The organism is Moraxella canis, assembly GCF_002014965.1.
In the GTDB taxonomy this organism is placed as follows: Bacteria; Pseudomonadota; Gammaproteobacteria; order Pseudomonadales; family Moraxellaceae; genus Moraxella; species Moraxella canis.
Genome location: NZ_MUXT01000003.1, coordinates 1 through 25679, shown reverse-complemented (window position 1 = coordinate 25679; position 25679 = coordinate 1). Strand labels below are relative to the sequence as shown.

The 25679-nt window shown below is 41.4% G+C and carries 23 protein-coding genes and 1 pseudogene; 9 read left to right on the top strand and 15 right to left on the bottom strand.

Annotation, left to right across the window (positions count from 1 at the left end; translation table 11 throughout):
* Positions 1 to 36: 36 nt before the first annotated feature.
* A complete protein-coding gene (locus B0180_RS02315; protein ID WP_078255506.1) occupies positions 37 to 813 on the bottom strand; it encodes a Crp/Fnr family transcriptional regulator in 777 nt (258 codons plus the stop codon).
* A 183-nt stretch (positions 814 to 996) separates the two neighbouring features.
* On the opposite strand from B0180_RS02315, the gene can reads away from it, so the two are divergent.
* The 7 genes from can (at position 997) to B0180_RS02280 (ending at position 11212) form a co-directional block, all read left to right on the top strand.
* Positions 997 to 1629 (top strand): carbonate dehydratase, encoded by a 633-nt coding sequence (gene can / locus B0180_RS02310; protein ID WP_078255505.1) that lies wholly within the window; start codon positions 997 to 999, stop codon positions 1627 to 1629.
* Positions 1630 to 1789: 160 nt separating this feature from the next.
* Positions 1790 to 5542 carry a nitrate reductase subunit alpha gene (locus B0180_RS02305; RefSeq protein ID WP_078255504.1) on the top strand — a complete coding sequence of 1251 codons (3753 nt, stop codon included), beginning with the start codon at positions 1790 to 1792 and terminating at the stop codon, positions 5540 to 5542.
* Between the two features lie 99 nt (positions 5543 to 5641).
* On the top strand, positions 5642 to 7180 hold the full coding sequence (gene narH / locus B0180_RS02300) for a nitrate reductase subunit beta (protein WP_078255503.1): 1539 nt from the start codon (positions 5642 to 5644) through the stop codon (positions 7178 to 7180).
* A gap of 1 nt (position 7181) precedes the next feature.
* Positions 7182 to 7982: a nitrate reductase molybdenum cofactor assembly chaperone gene (narJ, locus tag B0180_RS02295; protein WP_078255502.1), complete on the top strand. Its 801-nt coding sequence runs from the start codon at positions 7182 to 7184 to the stop codon at positions 7980 to 7982.
* A complete protein-coding gene (narI, locus tag B0180_RS02290; RefSeq protein ID WP_078255501.1) occupies positions 7979 to 8674 on the top strand; it encodes a respiratory nitrate reductase subunit gamma in 696 nt (231 codons plus the stop codon). The genes narJ and narI overlap by 4 nt, the downstream gene beginning before the upstream one ends.
* A gap of 126 nt (positions 8675 to 8800) precedes the next feature.
* A complete protein-coding gene (locus B0180_RS02285; RefSeq protein ID WP_078255500.1) occupies positions 8801 to 9904 on the top strand; it encodes a peptidylprolyl isomerase in 1104 nt (367 codons plus the stop codon).
* A 30-nt stretch (positions 9905 to 9934) separates the two neighbouring features.
* On the top strand, positions 9935 to 11212 hold the full coding sequence (locus B0180_RS02280; protein WP_078255499.1) for a molybdopterin molybdotransferase MoeA: 1278 nt from the start codon (positions 9935 to 9937) through the stop codon (positions 11210 to 11212).
* 20 nt (positions 11213 to 11232) lie between these two features.
* Here the strand turns inward: B0180_RS02280 and B0180_RS02275 are convergent, their stop codons facing one another.
* The 12 genes from B0180_RS02275 to B0180_RS02220 form a co-directional block, all read right to left on the bottom strand.
* The gene (locus B0180_RS02275; RefSeq protein ID WP_078255517.1) at positions 11233 to 11850 is read right to left on the bottom strand and encodes an ATP-binding cassette domain-containing protein; all 618 of its coding nucleotides are present in this window, start codon (positions 11848 to 11850) and stop codon (positions 11233 to 11235) included.
* Positions 11851 to 11852: 2 nt separating this feature from the next.
* Positions 11853 to 12542, bottom strand: coding sequence for a molybdate ABC transporter permease subunit (gene modB, locus B0180_RS02270; RefSeq protein WP_078255498.1), 690 nt, complete (start codon positions 12540 to 12542; stop codon positions 11853 to 11855).
* The gene (modA, locus tag B0180_RS02265; RefSeq protein ID WP_078255497.1) at positions 12539 to 13324 is read right to left on the bottom strand and encodes a molybdate ABC transporter substrate-binding protein; all 786 of its coding nucleotides are present in this window, start codon (positions 13322 to 13324) and stop codon (positions 12539 to 12541) included. Before modA ends, modB begins: the two co-directional genes overlap by 4 nt.
* 11 nt (positions 13325 to 13335) lie before the next feature.
* Positions 13336 to 13830 carry a molybdenum cofactor biosynthesis protein MoaE gene (locus B0180_RS02260; RefSeq protein ID WP_078255496.1) on the bottom strand — a complete coding sequence of 165 codons (495 nt, stop codon included), beginning with the start codon at positions 13828 to 13830 and terminating at the stop codon, positions 13336 to 13338.
* 1 nt (position 13831) lies between these two features.
* Positions 13832 to 14083, bottom strand: a complete 252-nt coding sequence (moaD, locus tag B0180_RS02255) for a molybdopterin converting factor subunit 1 (RefSeq protein ID WP_078255495.1) — start codon at positions 14081 to 14083, stop codon at positions 13832 to 13834.
* Positions 14073 to 14564, bottom strand: a complete 492-nt coding sequence (gene moaC, locus B0180_RS02250) for a cyclic pyranopterin monophosphate synthase MoaC (RefSeq protein WP_078255494.1) — start codon at positions 14562 to 14564, stop codon at positions 14073 to 14075. The genes moaD and moaC overlap by 11 nt, the downstream gene beginning before the upstream one ends.
* Positions 14557 to 15144 (bottom strand): molybdenum cofactor guanylyltransferase, encoded by a 588-nt coding sequence (gene mobA / locus B0180_RS02245; RefSeq protein ID WP_078255493.1) that lies wholly within the window; start codon positions 15142 to 15144, stop codon positions 14557 to 14559. The genes moaC and mobA overlap by 8 nt, the downstream gene beginning before the upstream one ends.
* Before the next feature lie 67 nt (positions 15145 to 15211).
* Positions 15212 to 15781: a molybdenum cofactor biosynthesis protein B gene (gene moaB / locus B0180_RS02240; RefSeq protein ID WP_078255492.1), complete on the bottom strand. Its 570-nt coding sequence runs from the start codon at positions 15779 to 15781 to the stop codon at positions 15212 to 15214.
* Between the two features lie 38 nt (positions 15782 to 15819).
* The gene (locus B0180_RS02235) at positions 15820 to 16497 is read right to left on the bottom strand and encodes an MOSC domain-containing protein (RefSeq protein WP_078255491.1); all 678 of its coding nucleotides are present in this window, start codon (positions 16495 to 16497) and stop codon (positions 15820 to 15822) included.
* Between the two features lie 61 nt (positions 16498 to 16558).
* On the bottom strand, positions 16559 to 17644 hold the full coding sequence (moaA, locus tag B0180_RS02230; RefSeq protein ID WP_078255490.1) for a GTP 3',8-cyclase MoaA: 1086 nt from the start codon (positions 17642 to 17644) through the stop codon (positions 16559 to 16561).
* 152 nt (positions 17645 to 17796) lie between these two features.
* A complete protein-coding gene (narL, locus tag B0180_RS02225; protein ID WP_078255489.1) occupies positions 17797 to 18453 on the bottom strand; it encodes a two-component system response regulator NarL in 657 nt (218 codons plus the stop codon).
* 8 nt (positions 18454 to 18461) lie between these two features.
* Positions 18462 to 20432, bottom strand: a complete 1971-nt coding sequence (locus B0180_RS02220) for a type IV pili methyl-accepting chemotaxis transducer N-terminal domain-containing protein (protein ID WP_078255488.1) — start codon at positions 20430 to 20432, stop codon at positions 18462 to 18464.
* A gap of 308 nt (positions 20433 to 20740) precedes the next feature.
* On the opposite strand from B0180_RS02220, the gene B0180_RS02215 reads away from it, so the two are divergent.
* Complete coding sequence (locus B0180_RS02215; RefSeq protein ID WP_078255487.1) at positions 20741 to 22012, top strand: MFS transporter; 1272 nt, start codon at positions 20741 to 20743, stop codon at positions 22010 to 22012.
* Positions 22013 to 22032: 20 nt separating this feature from the next.
* Positions 22033 to 23379, top strand: a complete 1347-nt coding sequence (locus tag B0180_RS02210; RefSeq protein WP_078255486.1) for a NarK family nitrate/nitrite MFS transporter — start codon at positions 22033 to 22035, stop codon at positions 23377 to 23379.
* A 62-nt stretch (positions 23380 to 23441) separates the two neighbouring features.
* On the opposite strand, the gene B0180_RS02205 is transcribed toward B0180_RS02210, so the two are convergent.
* Together B0180_RS02205 and B0180_RS02200 are read right to left on the bottom strand one after the other, a co-directional pair.
* The gene (locus B0180_RS02205) at positions 23442 to 24236 is read right to left on the bottom strand and encodes a HesA/MoeB/ThiF family protein (protein ID WP_078255485.1); all 795 of its coding nucleotides are present in this window, start codon (positions 24234 to 24236) and stop codon (positions 23442 to 23444) included.
* Positions 24237 to 24570: 334 nt separating this feature from the next.
* Positions 24571 to 25226: pseudogene (locus B0180_RS02200) on the bottom strand (IS1595 family transposase).
* Positions 25227 to 25679: the final 453 nt, after the last annotated feature.

Genomic DNA, 25679 nt, shown 5'->3' with positions numbered 1-25679 from the left:
TATCATCTCATCAAAAATGAAATAGCGTTTGTGTGGTCATTGCTCCACCATCTGTTCTAGGTGTTCGGATTTTAAAATAGTGTATTGTGCACCATTTACGCTGATAATTTGCTGATTTATCAAAAATCGCAAAGTTCGGCTGAGTGTTTCAGCACGGATACTCAGTAGGCCTGCTAGATTTTTTTGACTCATGGGTATCTCTACTTTGCCGTTGTCATCAGCATGACATAACAGATAATAAGCTACTTTCGCTTGTGAAGTTTTCAGACTTAATAAATCATACAATAAAAACTGTGTCGAGATTTGCTCATACATCTGCTCTGCATACCAAGTAAATATCGTAGCTAAAGACGAGTTGTTGAATGTTTTCTTTATCTCATGAATGGGTAAAATGGCAACATAGCTATTTTGTGAAGCTTTGGCGGTTAACTGATGGCAGCTATTTTTTCCAAACGAGTTATATTGATTATACGCAAGCATCTCATCTTGTTTTTCATCACACTCATCTACTTTTAAATTAGGCAGGCTTTCATTGATCATCTGCACCTGATGGATATGAGTTTTATTTGTATCAAATCTGTTTATTAGGCTTTCTTGACCATTGGGCTGCTGACGATAGCAATGGATTGCACCGTCTAATAAAAAATATAAATAACGCACTTTAGCATATTGCAAATAAATCAAACTGCCTTTGGGGTAGTAGTGAATCGTTGCTGCTGAAATTGAAAGTTTCTTATTGGTTGTCGCAAAAATAGGATGGCAGCCTAAGCGCTGAAGATAAACAATCTTTTTTTCATCATACAGTTTTTTCATGGCTAAAGAGTGGGCAAATTAGATTGAGGTATTGTAAATATTTACAGATATTAGCCATAGTATACTTAGGTAGAAAGCAGTCAGCCAAGCTTACTACTTTAGGGTAGTGTCTTAACCATTTAGAGCATAGCTAGGTGTTGACAACTGGTTTATGCTAAAACCAAATCAATTCTGGGGGTGTGTATGCATGTAACATTAAGTGATTTGTTAAATAACAACCAATATTGGGCGCAGTCACTGACAGCGCGTGATCCTGACTATTTTCCAAGACTCTCAAAGGCGCAGTCACCCAAATATTTATGGATCGGCTGCTCTGACAGTCGTGTGCCCGCCAATGAAGTGGTAGGCGTCATGCCAGGAGAGCTTTTTGTGCACCGCAATGTCGCAAATATGGTGGTTTCAACTGATATGAATTTGTTATCAGTGTTACAGTTTGCGGTAGATGTACTTAGGGTTGAGCATATTATCGTATGTGGTCACTATGGTTGCGGCGGCGTTAAAGCGGCGCTTAGCCAACAAGAATATGGTTTGATAGATAATTGGCTGAGACCGTTGAAAGGAATGCGTTACCAATATCGTGAGGCTTTTGAGGGCTTAACTGATGAAGAGGAGCTTGATTTATTATGCCAAATCAATGTTAAGCGTCAGGTCACTAATGTTTGCCATACTACCATAGTGCAAAATGCTTGGTATCAAGGCAGACAACTTTCGGTACATGGCTGGATTTATGACATGAATAGTGGGCTGATTGAGGATTTGGGCGTGAGTATTAGTAATGCACAACAGCTGGCATCGGCATTTATCTATTCGCATTAATAAAATTAAAGCAGTCATTCGACTACACCCAAAGAAGTATCTAATGATAGCCATTTAGGCAATAGTTAGGTAACCAATAAATTTTTATAATTAATGTTAGCTTGGTGTTTCGATTGTCGCTAGCCAGCTAAGCTCTTTTTACAACAACGAGGAAAGCAAAATGAGCCACTTACTCGACCAATTTCGTTTCTTTAAGAAAAAAACGGGTGAATATGCCGACGGACATGGTGAAGTCCGTGATGAAAGCCGTGACTGGGAGAATTTTTATCGTAATCGCTGGCAATATGACAAAGTTGTCCGCTCAACCCATGGTGTCAACTGTACTGGCTCATGCTCATGGAAAATCTATGTTAAAAATGGCTTGGTGACTTGGGAAACCCAGCAAACCGATTATCCGCGCACTCGCCCAGATTTGCCTAACCACGAACCGCGCGGCTGTCCACGTGGTGCCAGTTATAGTTGGTATATGTACTCTGCCAATCGTCTCAAATACCCAAAAGTGCGTAAACCTTTACTAAAGCTTTGGCGAGAAGCGCGTACTAAATATACAGATCCAGTTGAAGCGTGGGGTAGTATTGTCAGCGATCCTAATAAGACTGCGCAGTATAAGTCCAAGCGTGGTTTGGGCGGATTTGTGCGCTCTAGTTGGAATGAGGTTTTTGAAATCATTGCTGCAAGTAATGTTTATACTGCTAAGACGTTTGGACCTGACCGCATTATTGGTTTTTCGCCCATCCCTGCCATGAGTATGGTGAGCTATGCTGCTGGCAGCCGCTATTTATCCTTAATTGGTGGAGCTTGCTTATCGTTTTATGATTGGTACTGTGATTTGCCACCCGCTTCTCCAATGACATGGGGCGAGCAAACTGATGTACCTGAAGCCGCCGATTGGTATAATTCAGATTATATCATTGCTTGGGGCTCAAACGTACCGCAAACTCGTACTCCTGATGCTCACTTTTTTACGGAAGTGCGCTATAAAGGCACCAAAACCGTTGCCATCACCCCTGACTATGCCGAGATTGCCAAGCTGTGCGATTTGTGGCTCAATCCAAAACAAGGTACCGATGCCGCTCTTGCCCAAGCCTTTTGCCATGTAATTATTAAAGAATTTTATTTAAAGCAGCCAAGCGATTATTTCTTAAATTATGCGCGCCGATATACCGACTTGCCGATGCTTGTTATGATTGAAGGTGAGGGTAAATCAGCTCATGCAGGTCGATTCTTGCGAGCTTCTGATCTAATAGATCATTTAGGTCAAGATAATAATCCTGAATGGAAGACTGTTGCGCTTGATCAAAATGGTGAGCTTGTTTCACCGATTGGTTCTATTGGCTATCGCTGGGGTGAGTCTGGTCGTTGGAACCTTGAAAACAAAGAGGGTAAAAATAATAGCGAAGTTACTTTGCAGTTATCTCAAAAAGATTCAGGCGAAACCGTTTTGGTTGGCTTGGATTATTTTGGCGGTGGTGAACATCCATACTTTACATCTGCTCAAGGCGATGACATTCAATACAAGACCTTACCTTGTCGTACATTGACTTTGGCTAACGGTGAGACTGCCAAAGTGGTTACCGTATTTGATTTGATGCTTGCCAATCTGGGCGTGGATAACGGCATGGGCGGTCAGCATGTCACCGATGATTATAATGATTCAACTGTGGCAGGCACGCCAGCATGGCAAGAGGCTATCACTGGTGTAAGCCGCGAAAAAGTCATCCAGATCGCACGCGAATTTGCAGAAAATGCTCACAAAACCCATGGCAAGTCCATGATTATCATTGGCGCTGGTATGAACCACTGGTATCACATGGATATGAATTATCGTGGTGTCATCAATATGCTGATTTTGTGTGGCTGTATTGGGCAGTCTGGTGGCGGCTGGGCGCACTATGTCGGTCAAGAAAAATTGCGTCCGCAAACAGGTTGGGCACCTTTAGCATTTGCTCTAGATTGGCATAGACCGCCGCGCCATATGAATGGTACAAGCTTTTTTTATAATCACTCAAGTCAATGGCGTCATGAAAAAGTCTCTGCGCATGAAATTCTTTCACCTCATGCCAATAAAGCGCAGTTCCCTGAACATATGCTTGATTACAATATCCGTGCTGAGCGCGCAGGGTGGCTACCGTCTGCGCCACAACTGAATCAAAATCCCTTGGCGATTGGGCGCGCTGCCAAAGCCTCTGGTGATGCTGAAACTTATGTGGTCAATGGTCTTGAGAATGGTTCAATACGCTTTGCAGCAGAAAGTCCTGATAATCCAGCTAATTTCCCTAGAAATTTGTTTATTTGGCGTTCAAACTTGCTTGGCTCATCAGGCAAAGGGCATGAATATATGCTGCATTACCTGCTGGGTACCAAACATGGTATTTTGGGTGAAGAAACGGTGCATGGTGGTATCCGTCCAAATGAAGTGGATTGGGTAGATAATGCACCAACAGGCAAGCTTGATCTGGTGACCACTCTGGATTTTAGAATGTCTAGCACCTGCCTATATTCAGACATCGTCTTACCAACCGCCACTTGGTATGAAAAAGACGATATGAATACTTCGGATATGCATCCGTTCATTCACCCTTTGACGGCGGCGACCGATCCAGCTTGGGAATCCAAAACTGATTGGGAAATTTATAAAGGCATCGCCAAAAAGTTTTCCGAACTAACGCATGGTCATTTGGGTGTCGAGACCGACATTGTCACCTTGCCAATGCAGCACGACAGTCCTGCTGAACTTGCTCAGCCCTTTGGCGGTACGGATTGGAAAACCGCAGGCGAGCGCCCTGTACCAGGCATCAACTGTCCACATATCAAGGTAGTGGAGCGTGATTATCCAGCAACTTATGCTAAATTTACGTCTCTAGGCGGTCTCATGGACACCTTGGGCAATGGCTCAAAAGGTATTACATGGGATACCAAAGAAGAAGTTGGCAATTTGGCGGCATTAAACTACACCGTTACCGAAAACACCATCGCCCACGGTCGCCCACGCATTGATACCGCAGTTGACGCAGCCGAGACGATTTTGATGCTGGCTCCCGAAACCAATGGTCATGTGGCAGTCAAAGCATGGGCAGATTTGTCAAAAAATACAGGACGAGATCACACACATCTTGCTAAGTCATCTGAGCATGAAAAAATACGCTTCCGTGATATCGTTGCACAGCCAAGAAAGATCATCTCAAGTCCGACATGGTCAGGTCTTGAGTCTGATAAGGTGAGTTACAACGCAGGCTATACCAATGTGCACGAGCTGATACCGTGGCGTACAATTACGGGTCGTCAGCAATTTTATCAAGACCATCCTTGGATGCAGGCGTTTGGTGAACAGATGCAGCAGTATCGCCCACCGATTGACACGCGTGCTACACAAGCATTAACACGCTATCAGTCCAATGGCAATAAAGAGATTGTGCTGAACTTCTTAACGCCGCATCAAAAATGGGGTATCCATTCAACCTATTCTGAAAACCTGCTTATGCTTACCCTAAGTCGTGGCGGTCCAATTGTGTGGATGAGCGAAATTGATGCCAAGAAGGCAGGTATTGTGGATAATGACTGGATTGAAGTGTTTAACCATAACGGCGCCATTACCGCTCGAGCAGTCGTCTCACAGCGTGTCAAAGAAGGAATGACCATGATGTATCACGCTCAAGAAAAGCTAGTCAATATCCCAGGTTCTGAAAATTCAGGTACGCGTGGCGGTATTCATAACTCTGTGACGCGCGCGATCTTAAAACCGACGCACATGATTGGCGGTTATGCACAACAAAGTTATGGATTTAACTATTATGGCACAGTGGGATGCAACCGAGATGAGTTTGTTGTGGTGCGTAAAATGGCGAATATTGACTGGCTAGAAGGCAAGCCAGACGACAGTCTGCCACAGCCATTACCTACTACTTTAGACTGATGCGCACGCTCTTTGGCAGAATAAAGAAATTCTGCCAAAGTAGGTACTATACTCAATGACACATTTTACCTAGCTTTTGCTAGGTTGAGGAAAATTAATATGAAAATTCGTTCTCAAGTGGGCATGGTGCTAAACCTTGACAAATGTATTGGTTGCCATACTTGCTCTGTAACTTGTAAAAACGTTTGGACCAGCCGTGAGGGTATGGAATACGCATGGTTTAACAACGTAGAATCCAAGCCCGGTATCGGCTATCCCAAAGAATGGGAAAACCAAGCTAAATGGAAAGGTGGCTGGATTCGCAATGCCAATGGGACAATTAACCCTAAAATTGGTGGCAAATTCCGCATTCTTGCCAATATTTTTGCCAATCCTGATTTGCCATCGATAGATGATTATTACGAACCGTTTGATTTTGATTATCAGCATCTTCAATCTGCACCGATTGGCGAGCATCAGCCGATAGCACGCCCTCGTTCTTTAATAACGGGCAAAAGAATGCAAAAAATTGAATGGGGTCCAAACTGGGAGGAGATTTTAGGCTCTGAATTTGCCAAACGCCGAATTGATAAAAACTTTGATAATGTGCAAGCGGATATCTATGGTCAGTACGAAAATACCTTTATGATGTATCTGCCGCGTCTTTGCGAACATTGTCTAAACCCAACATGCGTGGCATCATGCCCATCTGGAGCAATTTATAAGCGTGAAGAAGATGGCATTGTTCTTATTGATCAAGAAAAATGTCGTGGCTGGCGGATGTGTATATCTGGCTGTCCTTATAAAAAAATTTATTATAACTGGAAGTCAGGCAAATCTGAAAAATGTATTTTTTGTTATCCGCGCATTGAATCAGGTCAGCCGACCATTTGTTCTGAAACCTGTGTTGGCCGCATTCGGTATTTGGGTGTGCTTTTATATGACGCTGATAAAATCAAGACCGCCGCTAGTGTGGAAAACGAAAAAGAGTTATATCAAGCTCAGCTGGATGTTTTTTTGGATCCCAACGATCCCACTGTCATTGAGCAAGCCCTGAAAGATGGCGTACCGATGAGCGTGATTGAATCCGCCCAAAAATCTCCTGTCTATAAGCTTGCGATGGATTGGAAGCTTGCTTTACCGTTGCACCCAGAATATCGTACTTTACCGATGGTATGGTATGTACCACCGTTATCACCCATTCAAAACGCTGCCGAAGCTGGGCAAGTGGGTATGGATGGACTCATTCCTGATGTGGACAGTCTGCGCATCCCATTAAAATATCTTGCTAATATGCTCACCGCAGGTGATGAAGAGCCTGTTCGCTTAGCACTTAAGCGCCTGCTAGCCATGCGTAGCTATAAGCGCCTTGAGCTTGTTGAGAAACAAGATGCTAAAGCTGTGCTTGATGCAGTGGGCTTAACCAAGCACCAAGTCGATGAAATGTATCGCTATTTGGCGATCGCCAATTATGAAGATCGCTTTGTCATTCCAACGGCGCATCGTGAAGAAGCGATGAGTGATGCCTTTGCTGAACGCAATGGCTGTGGTTTTAGTTTCGGTACGGGCTGTGGTGGCAGCAATGATGTCAATATGTTCGGACAAAGAAAATCCAATCGTCGTGACATGATTGACACTGTACAGACTTGGGAGTCTTAAGATGGATTTTAAATTATTAAAAGTTATTAGCTTATTGCTTGATTATCCTCACGACGCCTTATTTGAGGACAATAATCTTGAGGCATGCCGTGACATTGTCATGGCATCTGGGCTCATCAGTCCAGAAGTGCGTCAGCATATTGGTGAGTTGATTGATGAGCTTGGGAATCTGGGTGCCATTGAGGCTCAGTCACGTTATGACAGTTTGTTTGAGCGTGGCCGCACACTGTCTTTATGGTTGTTTGAGCATGTGCATGGCGAAAGTCGCGACCGTGGTCAAGCTATGGTGGATTTGATGGCGCAATATGAATCAGCAGGCTTTGAAATTGATGTTAAAGAGTTGCCAGATTATCTTCCAATGTATCTTGAATTTTTAGCTTATCAAGCCACTCAGACCGATGATCATATTGCCATTCGTCTTGAGATTGCAGACATTAGTCATATTTTAGCGCTGCTTGCTGCTAGATTGATTGATAAAAACAGCAAATATGTGAGCTTATTTGAGGCTCTGCTACAGATTTCAGGCAAGCCTTTAAGTGATATTGATGAAGAGCTTACTAAAATGGGTAAAATGATTGATGATACCACACCTGAAGCCATTGATGCCGAGTGGGAAGAAGAGGTGGTTAATTTCATGGCAAATAATGACACACAGTGCCCCTCGAGTCAAACAGCTAAACGCATCAGCCACATGGCAAGTGCGCATGCCCAAAATCAAGACGCTCAGCCTGTGCATTGGGTAGATTTTAATCAAAAAACCAAGACAGACTCTGCAAACACACCAAAAGGAGTTCGTATATGAATGCTCAAAACTGGATGCATGTTTTTTTATTTGGCATTTATCCTTATATTGCCTTAACTGTGTGCGTACTCGGCTGTTGGGCAAGATTTGATTTATCACAGTACACATGGCGTGCTGGCTCAAGCCAGATGCTGTCTGATGGGTATATGCGTCTTGCCAGTAATTTATTCCATATCGGTATCATTGTGGTGCTTTTGGGGCATTTTTTTGGTATGCTGACACCACATTTTGTTTATGAGCGTATCATTACCGCCCCTCAAAAACAGCTGCTTGCTGTCATCGTGGGCGGTATCGCAGGCGTGATGTGTTTAATTGGGCTTGTGATGTTGATTTGGCGACGTTTTACTAACCCGCGTGTAAGTCACACTTCTACATTCAGCGACAAGATGCTACTTATTATCATCTTGGTTCAGTTACTGATGGGGCTTGGGACGATTTTTTCGTATCCGAACCATTCAGATGGAGCGTTGATGGTATCATTGGCAGGTTGGGCGCAAAATCTTGCGATTTTAAGACCTGTATATGCTGCCTCGTTGGTTGAAGATGCAGGGCTGATTTATAAGATGCATATGTTCTTGGGGACGACACTGATTTTATTGGTGCCATTTACACGCTTGATTCATATTATTTCAGCGCCAATTTGGTATTTGGGTCGCAATTACCAAATTTTGCGCCAAAAGAGATCTCAGTAAGTAATACCAATAATAACAATAATAAAATACTGTGCCATTGCCACAAAGACTGCATCCTTGTCTTTGTGGTTTTTTATCCTAAGATACTCTCTTTAAAGTGATCAATTGACATTCTCCCAAAGAAGTATGGTGAACAGACTCTTTATTTTGGATAATGATCTTATTATTCATATTTTCATTGCAACCATGATAAGAGGTCTTATGAGCGTTGGAACCTATATACCGACTCAACACACAATTCAAAATATATGCACAGATAAGCATGATGATTCTACTAAGCTCACCAAAGTATTGAATATAGAGAATTTGGCTCAAGAGGGCGATAATATTCGTATTATGCCAACTTCTGAAGACCTGAGCAGACCTTCATCTGATGCTCAATTTATCAAGCAAGCATTAGATAAAAAAATGTCTGACCGCACCAATCTAATCGCCTCAAGCCACCAAGCTTTACCAAATATCACTGTGAATGGCGTAGCAATAGACCCCAAAGCAGTAGCTGCCGAAGTGCAGTATCATCCTGCTAATAGCCAAGAAGAAGCATTGTTTTTAGCAGCTCAAGCCTTAGTTATGCGTGAATTATTGCGCCAAGAAGTGGTGATGCGCTTGGGAGAAAGGGTATGGTTAGAGAATGAAGAAGCTGCCATCGCTAAGCTGTTAGAGCAGCAAGTTATCGCCAAATCACCAGATAAAACAAGCTGTCAGAATTACTATCATGCTAATCAAGTTGAATTTTTTAGTACGCCAATAATGACGCTTCGCCATATTTTGCTTGCGTGCCCGCCACAAGAGGGTGAAGAGCGCATTGAATTAAAAAAGCAAGCTCGCCAATTGATCGATTTGCTTAATCAAAGCCAAAATCGGGATAGTGATTTTATTGAGCTTGCACGTCGATACTCCGCCTGTCCTTCAAAAGATGATGGCGGTGAATTGGGTGTATTACAAAAAGGCAGTACCGTGCCTGAATTTGAGAGTGCTGTATTTGCTTTGCCAGTTGGTATCAGTATTAATCCGATTGAGACGCGATATGGGATCCATGTGATTGAAGTTCTACAAAAGCAGGAGGGTAGGCAGCTGAGCTTTGAAGAGGCATATCCTATCATTGAAAATCATCTTAAGCAGCAGTCATTTCATCATAGTTTGTGTGACTATTTATTTGAATTGAGCCAAAAGGCTGATATTATTGGCATTGAGCTTAAGATGAATGAGCAAAATATTTATCGTGGCTGATTTATATTAAATTTATAAAAGGAAAAACACATGATTCGTGTAGATGAGCTTCAAAAATCAATTATCAGTCGCGTGGACGAATATTTGGATATTGACAATCCTTTGGTATCCAGACAGAGGGTAGTACTGGCTTTAAACGATGCACTTAATCACATATTGGCGGTTGATATAAACGCAAATCTTGATATGCCGCGCCAGAATGTTTCGGCGATGGATGGGTTTGCTTTGGCTGCACAAAGCCAACTACAGCAGGGTGGTGAATTTACCGTCATAGGCGAGTCTTGTGCAGGCACGCCGTTTAGTGGCGAGATTTTACCCAACCAAGCGGTGCGTATCTTTACAGGAGCGGTTGTACCAGAGGGTTGTGATACGGTAGTGATGCAAGAACATACTACTTTTGATCAAATTAACATAACTGATAAATCTCAGCCTTATTCCATTGTACTAACCAAGCCTGCTAAAGTCAGCGCCAATATTCGTCACCAAGGTGAAGAGATTGCTCAAGGTGATACCTTGCTTAGTGCAGGTAAGCGTCTGAATCCCAGTGATATTAGTCTGCTTTCTGGTATGGGATATGATGAAATTGAAGTGTTTTCACCACTCAGAATTGGTCTGATAGCCACAGGCGATGAGCTGGTTTCCATTGGTCAGCCATTGAGTAATTTGGCTCAGATTTATAATTCCAATACTCCAACTTTAAAGGCATTATTAAGCAAATTGCCTATCATAATCAAGGATTATGGCATTGTCAAAGATGAATTTGATGAGACTTACGAAGTAGTCAAGCGCGCCATTGAAGAATGTGACATAATTATCTCTAGCGCTGGTGTTTCTGTCGGCGACTATGATTTTTTAACCGAAGTGGTAAAAAGCTTGGGTAAAATTAATCACTATAAAGTCGCTATGAAACCGGGTAAGCCGTTTGTTTTTGGTGAATTCGCTACGGATGCGCGTAAGGTGCTGTATTTTGGGTTACCGGGCAATCCACTTTCTACAGTAGTTGGCTGTATTAACTTTGTGCGTCCAGCACTATGGCAGGCGCTAGGGGCAATAGATGCGCCCCTTACCTTACACCTGCCTGCGATTACGACGGCAAACATCAAGAAAAGTGTAGGTAGGCGAGAGTATCAGCGCGGCTATTTTGAAATGGGTGAAAAAAATTTAAAAGTCACACCAGCCAGTGCACAAGACTCGCACCGCATCAAACAATTGTCTCAAGCCAACTGTCTAATTGTACTTGATGAAAATAGTGTGGGTGCGAATCAAGGCGAACAGGTGATGATTCAGCTATTTGATTGGGTGATGTGAGTTGCACTGACCATTTGATTTTATAAGTAATAAATGTCATCGGTCAAGTGCATAATTTCTGACTTATCATGACTCACATATAACATTGGTATCGCGGTGCTATCAATAACAGCTTGAAAAAATGGCAAGATATCTTGTTTGTGCATGCTATCAAGTGCCGATAAAGGTTCATCCAAAAGTAGCAGTTTGGGGGAGTATAACAAAGCACGCCCCAAAGCTACTCGCTGCTTTTCACCACCAGACAGTTTGTCTGGCAGACGGTGGATTAAATGACCAACTTTAAGTAGCTCAATAATCTCATCAGGATGAAACCGTCTTTCATTTGGATGAATATTTTGATAACCATAGGTTAGATTTTCTATGACAGTTTTGTGCGGAAAAAGTTGAGCGTCTTGAAAAACCATTCCAACACGGCGATTTTGAATGCTAAAATTAATATGGGTATTGCTATCAAACCAAGTTTGTTTGTTGATGATGATTTTGCCTGCTTGGGGAGTTTGAATCCCTGCAACAGCATGAAGAATACTGCTTTTACCTGAGCCTGATGCTCCAAATAAACCCACCACTTGCGCGTTTGAGTATAAATTGACATCAAGATTAAACTTTCCCAAAGTCAGATGGAAATCGCATTCAAACATATTCATTGGGTTAGCCTGTTTCTTTGCGTTCGATTGTACCATTGGGCAATCCACATGGCGATAAATGCTACGCCGATACTAATCATCATTAGGCGCATTATCTTATCATCACTGTTTGGTTGCTGTAATAGGCTATAAATGGCCAAAGGTAGGGTGCGAGTTTGTCCTGCAATATTTCCTACAAAAGTAATGGTCGCGCCAAACTCTCCTAGGCTACGACAAAAAGCAAGCATTGCGCCGATCAAAATACCAGTTTTTGATAGAGGTAAAGTAATCCCAAAAAATACCTTCAGGCGACTTGCGCCCAAGGTCATGGCGGCGATCTCAAGCCGTCTGTCTACCAGCTCTATCGCCAAACGCACTGACTGCACCATGAGTGGAAAGCCCATAACACTGCTTGCCAGAACCGCACCTTTCCAGTTAAAGGCAACCTCAAACCCCAAAGCAGATAAATGACGACCGATAACACCTTGATTGCCAAAACTGATAAGTAACAAATAGCCTGGTACGACAGGGGGGAGTACCAATGGCAAAAACACTAAAGTTTCCACCAAAGACTTCCCCCAAAAGTGCTTGCGAGCCAACCAGTATCCCACTCCTATTGCAGGTACCAAAGTAATGCTTAAGCTAAATAAAGCGATTTTGCAGGATAAATAAATAACTTGCCACTCATCGTGGGTTAGGCTAATCATGGCAATACTTCAAAACCGTATTTTTGATAAATGGTTATTGCATCAGCACTTTGAATGAAATCATAATATGGCTTGATATTATGATTATGCCGATCTTCGTGCTTAATCATCGCTAAGGGATAGGTAATTGGGCGATGACTATCTTTGGGAAATATGGCGACAATCTGGACAGTGTTTGCTATGACAGCATCACTTTGATAGACCACACCAAGCTGACACTCGCCTCTATGAACGAAGTTGAGAGCAGAGCGTACATCTTGGGTTTCCACCAATTTATCTAAAAGACCATCCCATATACCCAAATAGGTAAAAGCTTCTTTGGCGTATTTGCCAGCAGGCACGCTTTGGGGGTTGCCGATACAAAGTTTGCCTTGAAAAAGATGAGGGTCAAACAATCCATTTTCTGCAACATTCAGTGGAACTGGCTTATCTTTTGGAGTAATAAGTACCAAGCGATTGGTCAATAAATTTTTTTGGCTACCCTCGATCAAATAATTTTTGTCTGCCAGATCATCCATCCAAGTGGTATCTGCCGATAAAAATACTTCAGCAGGCGCACGACTTTGTATTTGTTTGGCAAGTGTACCTGAAGAGGCGTACGAGGTATGTACGACAGTATCATGCTGTTGCTGATATAATGCATTAATCTCATCTAGGGCATTTGATAGGCTTGCCGCAGCATAAACGGTCACAGTCTGCGCTTTGGTTGAAGGATCCTGACTGCATGCACTCAAACTTGATAAAACTAACAATATTAATATGCTAAAAAAGAATTTTTGCATAATTTTTTGACCTAACCGTTATTAGAAAGCCATAAGCTTTCCTGACTATCCGTATAAAACTCCTGTTTCCAGATAGGAATCTGTGCCTTGATGGCGTCGAGCAACCACTGACAAGCTTCGAAGGCAGGATAGCGATGATGAGCGCTAACGCCTATCCACACCGCCATATCGCCTATGTTCAGATCACCGATGCGATGCATGGCGATGGCATTTTCAATTTTAAAACGTTGGCAGGCTTCACTGATCAATAGCTTTCCTTGATTAAGTGCCAGTGCCTCATAACCATAATAGGTGAGCTTCTCTACTGGACGGCTGTTGTTATGGTTTCGCACCCAACCTTCAAAGGTCGCTAAAGCCCCACAGCGGTCATCAAGCAGACCTTTTTTTAGTTTATTGTCATCGATAGCGATGTCCAATAGGGCGAATCCATCAGTGATTGCTGCATGATAGGCAGCCTCATGGCTTAAAGCGATTTTTGATGAGCCTTGATGTAGTTTTTGAGCCATATTAACCTCCAGCGACAGGTGGAATGAAGGCAATGATATCACCATTGCTAACCTTAGTCTGCCAACTGGTAATCTGATGATTGACAGCAACCGCCAATTCATCTTGTGTTAAATTAAAATCGTATTTATCTAATAAATAAGAATAAATCTCATTAACATAATAATGCGAGGTTGTTAAAATTTCTTCATCTATACCTGCCTGTTCGGCAAGACTGGCGAAATATAATACAGTAACAGTTAAGTTATTTGACATAATCAGATTTCCCCCCAGTTTTATTTAATAGGCAAACATCGGTAATGATAATGTCTTGGCTCATTGCTTTGGTCATGTCATAGATGGTCAGACAAGCTACTGATACTGCTGTTAAGGCTTCCATTTCTACACCAGTTTTGTGAGTCACCTTGACAGCTGCTGTCACAACGATGGCACATTTTGCATCATTATAGTCAAAGCTTAGCTTAACACTATCAAGGGGTAACTGATGGCATAAAGGGATTAAATCGCTCGTTTTCTTAGCACCCATAATGCCTGCAATGTGAGCTGTTTGGGTAATTGATCCTTTTTTTGTCATGCCATCAGCGTTTTTGATGGCTAAATAGATGTTTGAAGGAAAAATTACCTGAGCGCTTGCGGTAGCACTGCGCTGGGTTGCTATTTTGGTTGAAACATCAACCATGCTAATATCACCATTGGCGTCTAGATGAGTTAGGGTGCGGTGATCTAAATCAGTCATAAAAATTTTCCAAAGCTAAGGCAAATTCACTGGGTGTGTTAAAGTTAGTCAAAGAGTGTAAATCATCATTAAGATCAAAAGTTTGGCGGTCAACAAGGTCTAAAAATTGCATGACTGAGCGACCACCCTGAGCCAGAAAATCAAGTAATATTGGTAGAATACTGGTATGGTAAACCCCTAATAAGGGACAGTCTTTTTTTGCGTATAGATAGCCAACTTGAGCACTGGTAAACTTTAATATATCAGCAATTTTATCAATCGCTAGTAAATGATCGCAGCTAACAGTCAAAACATAGCCTTCGCTTTCTACCGCCTGTAAGCCAGCAGCGATGCCGGATAAAGGACCTGCACCTTTACCTGAATCATTGCAAGGCAAATAATCTTTAAGTGGCGTAATGAGTGGATTATGCACACAATTTTTACCATTATCCGCCAAAAAAATGGGTAGATTTAATTTTTTGGCACAAGCGATATGAAAATCAAGCACCGTACTTTTGTTAGGCAGGGCAAGCTGTGCTTTGGGTTGCCCCATTCGAGTTGACTCTCCCCCTGCTAAAATTAAGACAGCGCATAAATTCATGGCTTAATTCCGATGTTAAGCATCATATTATAGTTACCATTAAACCGAGAATCCAAATCTGCCACTATTAGCCGTGCGATGGATTTTGACGCATTAAATGTGGTACAAAGTTACAAGGACGAGTTCGGTTGTCTAGCTGCTGTTTGATAATACCCTCCCAGCCTGTTCGACATGCTCCTGTTGATCCTGGTAAGCAAAAAATTACTGTGTTGTTTGCCATGCCTGCCACTGCTCTAGATTGTAGGGTTGACATTCCGATTTCGCCATGAGATAAGTATCTAAACATTTCACCAAAGCCTTGCACTTCTTTATCAAATAGCACGCCGACTGCTTCTGGCATGTTATCACGATGATAAAAACCTGTACCCCCTGTGGTAATAACGGCATGAATGCGTTCATCAGCGATCCATGTACTAATCACTGCACGGATTTGATAAATATCATCTTTGGTCAGCTTGCGGTCAACCAATACATGACCTGCCTCCACTAGGCTATCTACCAAGAATTTTCCTGAAGTATCTTCGTCCAGTGTGCGCGTATCAGATACCGTTAGTACAGCGATGTTTAAGGGAGTAAATGGTTTATCGGATTTTTTGGCTTGTGGTTGATGATTGGGGTCATTACATAAGTTACACATAAGATGTCCTGTGGGTTAATTAAAGTATCAAATCAAAGTTAAGGTCTTAGGATTTTATTAAAAATTTTCTGTTTCCAGCTGTTCTCAAGGCAATCAATGTTCAGCCACTGAGCGGCGGTAGCGGCATCGATTTTGCTTTTTTGATTCACTAATTGCCAAAGAGTGTGCAAAGTGGCGTATTCAAAAGGGCGTTCGATAAGGTAGACGGGTAAGTCAGGCTTAATGATGCCTGTTTTGACCACTTGATAATACCACCCAGCAATGCCTTGATGACTAACAAAAGAAGATATGTTTGGAGTATTTAGTCGATCATTGATCTTATAACAAGGACGGCGAGGCTGCACGACCCGAAGCTGTACGCAATCATCTGCATCACCGAATTGATAGATATCGCCAATGCATACCGAGCGTTCGTTCATCGGTATCTTATCGGTAATGACAGTTAAATTTTCTCCGAGTGAGCCAACAGGGACGTTCAAACCAAACGCCTGATTGATGACATCATAGGTAGTGATTGGCATTTGATGCACTGCTTTGAGTGGTCCGCCGTGAAATTTATGCTCAGCTTGTTCGTCTGCGTCTAGACCCAGTAAATCAACTTTCATGCTGCCATCAATGGGAATTTTATTAATAGCACTCACGCCACGCACAAACGGCTCAATTTTACCTGTGCGTACGGTGGTCAGAGTGCCAATAAATTTAGGTAGAGTATTCATTTGCTGTCTCATTATGTATTGATGGTTTCAGCAATCAGTGAAATAACCGATCAATCACACTTTAGCCGCCTACCAAGGATAAATTATGCATCATGCCGCTGTCGGCAGAGTGTAGGTGATGATGTTCAGGTTTGATAGGCATTAAGGCTTGCAAAGCTTGAATGAGCCCCTGAGTGTCGCCTTGGGTCAGATAAGGACGAATGTCGTAATTTTGGCGATCAAACAAGCAAAGATGCACTTGACCTTGACTGCTAACACGCAGGCGATTGCAATGATCACAAAATTTGGGTGAATAAGGTTCAATCAGACCAATTTTGCCGAAATAATCAGGATGGCTGTATTCAGTTGCAGGTCCACCATCCGTTGCGCGCATTTGAGCTCTCCAACCGTGCTCGATTAGATGGGTTTTGATATGCTGACTGCTGGTATGTTCGGCAAAAAACAGTTGGCTATTATCCGATGTTTGCATAAATTCAATAAAACGGTAAGTAACAGGACGATCTTTGACAAAGTCCAGTGCTGCCATAAGATTGTCATAGGCGGTATGCGCCATCAAAATGCCGTTGAGCTTTAAGGTGATGCTGGTTGAGTATAAGAGTTTATCAATATCACGAAGTAGGTCAGGCAGACCATCATAGCCTGTTATTTTATGAAATGTTGTCGGATTAAAACTGTCAATACTTAGATTTAATTTATCCAAGCCTGCATCATGCCAAGCGGATAGATGTTTGCCTAATTTATAGCCATTGGAGCTGATACACGCGGTCTTGATACCCTCTGTATTTTTGATGAGTCTGATCAAGTCAGGTAAATCATGGCGTATGGATGGCTCGCCCCCTGTTAGGCGAACTTTGGTGGTGCCAAGAGCAGCAAATCCTGCCAATAAAGTAGCAATTTCTTGTTGTGTCAGCTCGTTATTAGGGCGTTTGCCTTGATAGCCATTAGGCAGACAATAATTACAACGAAAATTACAAAAATCAGTGATGGAAAGTCTAAGATAGGTTAGTTTACGCTGAAAGTTATCAGTCAATTTTTCTGTTGAATTGGATGTTGCTAGAGTAAACTCATTGCCATAAAATACCGTGTCAAAACAATCCGTCGCTTGGTGGGCTGGCTGCGCCGGTTGGAATAATAAAGAGTTTTTCATGACAATAACTTATGGGCGTTGCCTCGGTGATGAATGTATTACAACTATAACAAAAAATACCCAAGCTCCCTATAGCCACATGGTTAAAATTTTTTGACTTTCTCTACTACTTTGGATGTATGCGTCACTACAATGCTTGATTATTTCACTGATCACTGATAATGACCAACCGCCCAAACGGCAATTTCAACGCGCGTACGCAGGCCAATCTTACCAAGAATGTGTTTGACATGAACTTTAACTGTGGATTCAGCAATACCAAGCTTGTTACCAATCATCTTATTACTCATCCCTTGAGCAATCATTTTGGCAACTTGGATCTCGCGCTCTGTCAGCTCGTGACTGCTGTCAGTTTGAACAGGTTTGCGCATCGCTTGTGCTAAAATCGGTGCAAGACTTGGACTGATGACTAATTCACCGCGCAAAATCTTACGTATATCAGTAATGATTTGCTCTGGCTCCATATCCTTGAGTAGATAGCCATCAACGCCCAAATGAAGCGCATCTTGAACATCTTTGCTATTGTCTGATACGGTAAATAATAAAACTTTGGTTTGAATACCTAACTCCCGTATTTTTTTGAGCGTTTCAATGCCATTTAAGATAGGCATGGTGTGATCTAAAATCACAAGATCTACCATTTCTTGATTTAGAATATCCAAAGCTTCCATGCCATGGTTGGCTTCAGCAATGACTTGAACATCCTTTTCTAGACTTAATAAATCTGCCAAACCACGACGCAACATCGGATGATCATCGACAAGAAGAAGGCGTGCAGGATTGGCTGCGGTAAAAATCTTTAAAACCATTGTTATTCCTAGTTTTCATAAAATTTAGGTAAAAACCAAATACGCACCAAAGTGCCCTTCGGGGTATTTTGACTGATATCAAACTCGCCACCCAAACTGTGCGTGCGCTCTTGCATAATTTTTAATCCATGGTGCTGTTGTCCGTCAATATGCTTTGGTAAACCCACGCCGTCATCACCGATTTCCAGATAAATACGCTGCTCAGTGTCTAAATGTGTTTTTTGATAAAGGCTGACAGTTACCTCTTTGGCGTATGCATGGCGCTGAATATTGGATAATGCTTCACGAATAATTTGTAATAAGTCAATTTGCTCATTGGCGCTTAGATTTTGGCTCAAAATCCGGTTATCCAGTGTAATATTAAAACCGCCTTTCGCAGAAAATTCGTCACAAGCTTGTTCGATGGCATTATCAAAACTGCCCGATTCTATTTTTAAGCGAAAGGTCACGAGTAACTCGCGCAGCTGAATGTAGGCAGCATCAAGCCCTGAACGCGCTTGCCCTAAAACTTGAAGCATGGCTTCATTATGGTCCATGAGCGTATCATTTTGGTTTTGTTGAGCTGCATCAGAAAGTTGGCGGGCATGTGTACCCAGCATAGAAAGCTGAATTTTTAGGTATGACAATGACTGTGCTAATGAGTCATGTAATTCGCGGGCAATGGTGTTCCGCTCTTCTAAAAGTATTAATTGATGCTCTTGTTGACGTTGCTTTTGGATGGTAAATACTAGGCTTACTAGACTTGCTAACGCTTGTACAAGCTCTTTGGTAACTGTGGCGTCATCTTCTTCAGACTGCTGATGAACCATCAGCTCGCCCCAGTAGCTGTTTTGGGCGCTGATTGGATAAATCTTTGTGGTGGGTCTGGCTTTGAGAGTGCATTGCTCGCAGTTGCCTGTAGAACAAATTTTACTCGACAAAAGATCGGTTTTGCCTGTTTGCAATTCTTCAACAGAGTGACTGTGAATACTAATGCTATCTTTTGATGACACAAGCGTAGTGTCATTTTTCAAGAGAGGTCCTGAAGTGCTAGATTCATTGAATTTTAGGTGATCATGCAAGCATAATGTAAACCCAAAACTTGGATTTATCTTTGAAAAATTCTCAAGTAAATGATGTAGCTTAGATAATGTAACAGGCTCTTGATTGAGCTGATTGGAAAAATCATACAATAGTTTAAGCAATTGGTTGGCTTGGGTAAGATGCCGAGTTTTGTTTAATACTTCTTGATTGAGTTTGGCTTGATGTTCGCTAATGGTATCCGCCATATCATTAAATGATTTGCTAAGCGTTTGAAACTCTTGATAGCCAGTTACCAGCGCAGGCACATGATGACCGCGTCGAAAATGCTGCGTGCTGTCTATGAGAGAGTGAATGGGTCTTAGTACATTGCGTCTAAGCTCGTACATACCTAATAATAGGGTTAATAAGATGATACCAAGCGCAGACATTTGTAATACTTGTTGCCAGTGCTGACGAGTTTCACTGCGAACCTGAATTTTTTTGGTTAGCTCATTAACTTCTTTAATATATTTACCAGACGCCACTAATACTGCGGTACTATCATTATTTACTAAAGCAGGCTTTAGCATTTTTAGCCAATGGTGTTGAATTGTTTCAGTTTGGCTATCTATCTCGGTGTCCTTATTGCCAGGCATATTCTGATATGCATACAGCACATTCAAACGTGCTTGCATATCATCAATCAATTGCTGATTGATCGATAAGGTTGGATCAAGTTTTAAATGATCATCAATTGGTAAAGTGGTATTGGTTGTTAATAAATAATTAATGCGATAAGTTGCCATCCGAATTGATCCGACAGAATTGAGTGCTTGAGCATCAGATTTTGATACCCAGGCTAAGACTGCTGAAGTGCTGGCTGTGACTGTCGCAAAAAATACAATAACGCCAACTGCCAGCCAAGCACGCACTGAAAGCGATCTTGGCAAAAAGCCACTAAGTCGGTTATTTAACATACATACCCCCAAAAAGCCACGAGCTGCTATTTGAGTAAAAAATGATTGATTGTAATCAGGTGCTTAAAAACAAGTTCTTGAAAAATCAAGCAATTATACGCTAATCCTTATGAAGAACGACTACTTCTTAAGTAGTAGAAATCTATATTTTAGACACAAGAGCATTAATTTATGATTGATTTAAATCAACTAATTAAAAAAAATTTCAATTTATTATAGCTTGTGTACTTTTCTAAAGCTGATTTATTTGGAGAGATTTTGAGATCCAAATAAAAGCTGTTTTTAGCATCTTGTAAAAAGAGCCTATCATGACAACAAAATCTACCATTGTACTCATCTCATCGACCATTGCATTTACGGTATGTTTTATGATTTGGATGATGTTTGCTGTTTTGGGTATTCCTATTCAGCAAGCACTTGACTTAAATGAAACCCAATTTGGATTACTTGCCGCCACGCCTGTTCTGACAGGTTCGCTAGTTCGTTTACCGCTGGGTATCATGACAGATAAATATGGCGGACGCATTGTATTTTTCGTCTTAATGTTAGCGACAGTATTGCCGATCTTTTTAATGGGGTATGCTGATCAATATTGGCAATTTTTATTATTGGGCTTGTTTGTTGGTTTGGCAGGCGGATCCTTTTCGGTGGGTATCGCCTATGTAGCCAAGTGGTTTGAGGCAGACAAGCAGGGCTTTGCCATGGGTGTATTTGGCGCAGGTAATGCAGGTTCAGCGATTACTAAGATGATCGGTCCTGCCATTATCGCTGTAGGGGCTTCCACAGCGGTCAGTGCTGCAGAAGGCTGGCGTTTTTTACCTAAAGTTTATGCAGGTATTATGCTGATTACAGCCATTGGTTTTTGGTTTTTTAGTTATGATAATAAAACGCATCGTACTGCCGGTAATGCTACTCTTGCCAGTCAACTGGCTGTTTTAAAGGATAAGAATGTTTGGCGTTATAGCCAATACTATTCGATCGTTTTTGGCGGCTATGTAGCACTGGCGCTTTGGATGACCAAGTATTATGTCGGCGAATATGGTTTTAGCCTACAAACAGCAGCATTTTTGGCGGCGTGTTTTAGTTTGCCTGGTGGGGTATTGCGTGCACTGGGTGGGTGGCTGTCAGATAAGTATTCGGCACACACAGTCACTTGGTGGGTACTTTGGTCATCGTTTTTGCTGCTATTTGCCTTATCCTATCCTCAAACATTCTTGACCATTCAGACAGTCGATGGAGAAAAAAGCTTTTATATTGGCTTAAATGCCACCGTCTTTACTGTACTGATTTTCTTGCTAGGTATTGCCTTTGCAATTGGTAAGGCATCAGTATTTAAATATTTGTCTGATGAATACAAGGATAATATGGGTGCAGTTTCAGGCGTTGTGGGTTTAGCAGGGGGATTGGGCGGCTTTATTCTACCGATTATGTTTGGTGCTGCTGTAGATATCACAGGCATTCGTTCATCGGCGTTTATGATTATGTTTGGTGTGGTGTGGGTGAGTTTAATTTGGATTTATTTATCAGAGGTCAAGCCAAAAATGGAGCAAGACCATCAGCCAAAAACCTTAAAATTATAACCAATATCTTGGAGACCTAAATGAATAATCAACTTAAAGGTGGTCGTCGCATCGATGACTGGCGCCCTGAAGATGAAACATTTTGGCAAAATGGCGGCAGCCGTGTCGCTACTCGAAATCTTTTTATCTCAATTCCTGCATTATTGCTTGCCTTTTCGGTCTGGGTTATCTGGAGCGTGATTGTAGTTCGTATGCCTGAAGTTGGCTTTCAATTTGACAAAGCGCAGCTGTCATGGCTTTTGGCACTACCTGCCTTATCTGGGGCAACCATGCGTTTATTTTATGCATTTTTAGTGCCTGTTTTCGGTGGTCGTCGCTGGACGACACTATCAACCGCATCTTTGCTTATACCTACAATTTGGCTGGGGTTGGCTATACAAAACCCTGAAACTTCTTTCACCACATTTGCAATCATCGCGCTACTATGCGGTTTCGGCGGTGCCAATTTTTCATCCAGTATGTCTAATATCTCATTTTTTTACCCTAAGTCTAAACAAGGTATGGCTCTAGGCTTAAACGCAGGTTTGGGGAATTTGGGTGTATCTGTACTGCAGTTTGTTGTGCCTGTGGTTATTGGATTTTCTTTATTTGGCGCATTGGCAGGAGATGGTCAGGTTACTGAATCTGGCAAAGTTTTATATTTGCAAAACGCCGCTTTTGTTTGGGTCATTCCAATCGTTATTATGACCGTACTTGCATGGTTTGGCATGAATGATTTAAGTAATGCCAAAGCGTCGTTCAAAGAACAGTCGATCATTTTTCGAAGACAGCATAATTGGATCATGTGTATTCTTTACTTGGCGACTTTTGGGTCTTTTATTGGCTTTAGTGCAGCGTTTCCTATGGTCATTAAGCAGTCATTCCCTGAGATTGATCCTCTAAAAGTTGCCTTTCTAGGTCCTTTAGTTGGCGCTCTATTTCGCCCTGCAGGGGGTTGGTTGTCTGATAAAATTGGCGGTGCACGCGTCACATTCTGGAATTACATTATCATGACAATCGCTGTCATCGCAGTTATGTTTTTCCTTAAAAATGGTAATTTTACAGGCTATTTTGCTGGGTTTATGTTGCTATTTATCACTACGGGGATTGGTAATGGTTCAACCTTTCGTATGATTCCTGTGATCTTTCGAACCATGCATGAGCGTTTACATTCCTCCGATGCTATTATACAAGCGCGCAAAGAATCTGCGGCAGTTGTGGGTTTTTCGGCAGGATTTGCGGCATATGGTGGGTTTTTTATCCCAAAAATGTTCGGCTCAGGTCTAGGGGTAAATGGTACCTTCCTTGTACTCATTGCATTTTATATTATATGTATCGCTTTGACATGGTGGTATTATTCACGCAGAAATGCCCCATATCCTTGTTAAAGTCAAATAAAAAACGGCTTATTAATAAAAGCCGTTTTTTATTATTTCTTCATATTAAATTATTATAGCGCGATAGATTTTTGACAAATAGGGCAGGAGGGGTTTTTGGCAAACTTCATTTTTTGAAAATTGGCACGAGTACCTTGCCATACCATCAACGTATTTTCTAAGGTATTTTGATCTTTACCGAGAAAATGTAAGGCGATGTCAGCACCGAGTGCACCGATCACCGCCACCGTGCTTGCCAACACACCAGAAGTTGCACAGTTTTGGGCTGCGCTCATTGGAGTACCAAATAAACATGCATAGCAGCCTGTTTTTTTTGGCTCAAAAAGTGCAACCTGCCCAGTTTCGCCAATGGCGGACAATGAAAGTAGAGCGGTATCGGTTATGATCGAATGGCGGTTAAGGGTTTGACGAATATCGAAATTATCACTGCAATCAATCCATAAGTCTGATTTAATAGATATTAAGTTTTCTTTTATAGTATCATCATTGAGCGCAATATTATGACTATGGACTGTAGCCCAAGAGTTTTGTTCTATCAGTGCTTGTTTAGCTATTTGTGCTTTTGGTAAACCAATATCTGCTTGAGTGTACAACAGCTGTCTTTGTAAATTACTGTCATCTATGGTATCAAAATCAAATAAATGCACTTCACCCACACCCGCTCTCACTAAAATCGGCGCAACCATACAACCTAGACCGCCCATCCCAATTAGTGAAACAGACGACTGTTTAATTTTAAGTTGTGCTTCAATATCCCATCCGTCTAATAAAATTTGACGACTATAACGCATCAGCTCGGCATCGCATAATTCGGTTTTGGGGTGGGATTTGGTATCGGTATTCGTCATAAAGTATATCAATTTATCAAAAAATACAGTTTGCCCAGATTGTCATGTTAGGTCAATACAACTTTTGGGTAAATGATATTGCCATGAGTTCAGATAAGTGATTTCAAAATATATTTTAGAAGGATTATTTTGTGTAGCGAACTGCAGATATGGTTTCAAATCACAAAAAATCAATTTGAATAATTTGCTTTAAAAACCCGTTAATGAATTGGATAGTACACTAAAGTTGATGACATACATTTAGACAATTTTATTTAATATTATATTTAATAAATATAACTTATTAGAATATTGGTAAATAACTGATAAAAATTAGAGGCTGTACTAGATTAGCCTAAATCCCACACCATCTTCTCAATACTTTAAACTGATTAGAGGGTGTACCATAGTTAAAACGACACTCACATTCTTTGATAAAAAGATGAAAGTGTTTCTTGTCAATGCCATTGTACTTTCTTAAAACACGCTTGGCTTGCGACCAGAAATTCTCAATGCCATTGATGTGATTATGGTCTTTTGCAAATTCTTTGGAATGGTTAATTCTAAAGTGTTTAAAATCAGAAACATCAAGAGCATTGTAGCTTTTATAGCAATCTGTATAAACAACACTGTCAGGCTTGATTTTGCTTGTGATGATAGGCATTGGTGTGTTAGTCTTGGTGTCTTTAACCACAACCACAAAGACTTTACCGTTGCGTTTTAAAAGACCGAAGACAGCTGTTTTACCACCAGCTCTGCGACCACGCTTGCCTTTGCCAATGCCACCAAAATAGCTTTCATCAAGCTCTATTTCGCCATCAAACAATTCTTTAGCCTTAAGATCAAGATGGTATTCTATCACAAGTCTGATTTTGTGATAGAATAAAGCTGCTGAATTATGCTGAATACCAAGCAAATCAGCTGCCGAACGAGCAGTCACTTCAAGTACAAAAAAATTCAAGCATCCTTTTTTTGTACTTTTTTACTGAGTTTACAATGGGTTATCTTCATAAAACTAGTATAACATGAGAGTTATTCTAATACAGACCCTAAATAAAATTCTATTGATATGGGTTTTATGCGACTCGGTAGTGTATCAATGGGGTACAGCCTATTGAAAACAAATCACTTTGACAAAAAAGCTAATCAAACAAGCAGATTAACAAGCTAAAAACCATATTCGTAAGTTTTGTGACGCCGATATCACCTAATGCCGTCAGAATTTGGGGGTAGTTATAACGATTTAATGGAGCATTGGCGAAACGACCTAAAATACCCAGCCAAGGTAGTAAATTTACTAACATCCAAGCGCTTTTAGATAGATAGCATGAATATTGATGCCATTGTAAAAGCAGTAATTGATGATATCAACTTAGCCAACTATGTAGCAAAAGTAATTAATTAGTAATTATTTTGTAGTTACAAAATGACATAAAAATCAAAGAAAAAAGCAGCCAAAATCTG

What these genes read in the sequence shown, in the direction of transcription:
- moaD (WP_078255495.1), bottom strand. Translation starts at nt 14,083, where the DNA reads ATGTCAAATAACTTAACTGTTACTGTATTATATTTCGCCAGTCTTGCC.
- moaB (WP_078255492.1), bottom strand. Translation starts at nt 15,781, where the DNA reads ATGTGTAACTTATGTAATGACCCCAATCATCAACCACAAGCCAAAAAA.
- B0180_RS02210 (WP_078255486.1), top strand. Translation starts at nt 22,033, where the DNA reads ATGAATAATCAACTTAAAGGTGGTCGTCGCATCGATGACTGGCGCCCT.
- narI (WP_078255501.1), top strand. Translation starts at nt 7,979, where the DNA reads ATGAATGCTCAAAACTGGATGCATGTTTTTTTATTTGGCATTTATCCT.
- B0180_RS02285 (WP_078255500.1), top strand. Translation starts at nt 8,801, where the DNA reads ATGGTGAACAGACTCTTTATTTTGGATAATGATCTTATTATTCATATT.
- B0180_RS02235 (WP_078255491.1), bottom strand. Translation starts at nt 16,497, where the DNA reads ATGAATACTCTACCTAAATTTATTGGCACTCTGACCACCGTACGCACA.
- mobA (WP_078255493.1), bottom strand. Translation starts at nt 15,144, where the DNA reads ATGAATTTATGCGCTGTCTTAATTTTAGCAGGGGGAGAGTCAACTCGA.
- B0180_RS02215 (WP_078255487.1), top strand. Translation starts at nt 20,741, where the DNA reads ATGACAACAAAATCTACCATTGTACTCATCTCATCGACCATTGCATTT.
- B0180_RS02205 (WP_078255485.1), bottom strand. Translation starts at nt 24,236, where the DNA reads ATGACGAATACCGATACCAAATCCCACCCCAAAACCGAATTATGCGAT.
- B0180_RS02315 (WP_078255506.1), bottom strand. Translation starts at nt 813, where the DNA reads ATGAAAAAACTGTATGATGAAAAAAAGATTGTTTATCTTCAGCGCTTA.
- B0180_RS02275 (WP_078255517.1), bottom strand. Translation starts at nt 11,850, where the DNA reads ATGTTTGAATGCGATTTCCATCTGACTTTGGGAAAGTTTAATCTTGAT.
- moaC (WP_078255494.1), bottom strand. Translation starts at nt 14,564, where the DNA reads ATGACTGATTTAGATCACCGCACCCTAACTCATCTAGACGCCAATGGT.
- modB (WP_078255498.1), bottom strand. Translation starts at nt 12,542, where the DNA reads ATGATTAGCCTAACCCACGATGAGTGGCAAGTTATTTATTTATCCTGC.
- modA (WP_078255497.1), bottom strand. Translation starts at nt 13,324, where the DNA reads ATGCAAAAATTCTTTTTTAGCATATTAATATTGTTAGTTTTATCAAGT.
- narJ (WP_078255502.1), top strand. Translation starts at nt 7,182, where the DNA reads ATGGATTTTAAATTATTAAAAGTTATTAGCTTATTGCTTGATTATCCT.
- moaA (WP_078255490.1), bottom strand. Translation starts at nt 17,644, where the DNA reads ATGAAAAACTCTTTATTATTCCAACCGGCGCAGCCAGCCCACCAAGCG.
- narL (WP_078255489.1), bottom strand. Translation starts at nt 18,453, where the DNA reads ATGGTTTTAAAGATTTTTACCGCAGCCAATCCTGCACGCCTTCTTCTT.
- B0180_RS02220 (WP_078255488.1), bottom strand. Translation starts at nt 20,432, where the DNA reads ATGTTAAATAACCGACTTAGTGGCTTTTTGCCAAGATCGCTTTCAGTG.
- narH (WP_078255503.1), top strand. Translation starts at nt 5,642, where the DNA reads ATGAAAATTCGTTCTCAAGTGGGCATGGTGCTAAACCTTGACAAATGT.
- B0180_RS02305 (WP_078255504.1), top strand. Translation starts at nt 1,790, where the DNA reads ATGAGCCACTTACTCGACCAATTTCGTTTCTTTAAGAAAAAAACGGGT.
- can (WP_078255505.1), top strand. Translation starts at nt 997, where the DNA reads ATGCATGTAACATTAAGTGATTTGTTAAATAACAACCAATATTGGGCG.
- B0180_RS02260 (WP_078255496.1), bottom strand. Translation starts at nt 13,830, where the DNA reads ATGGCTCAAAAACTACATCAAGGCTCATCAAAAATCGCTTTAAGCCAT.
- B0180_RS02280 (WP_078255499.1), top strand. Translation starts at nt 9,935, where the DNA reads ATGATTCGTGTAGATGAGCTTCAAAAATCAATTATCAGTCGCGTGGAC.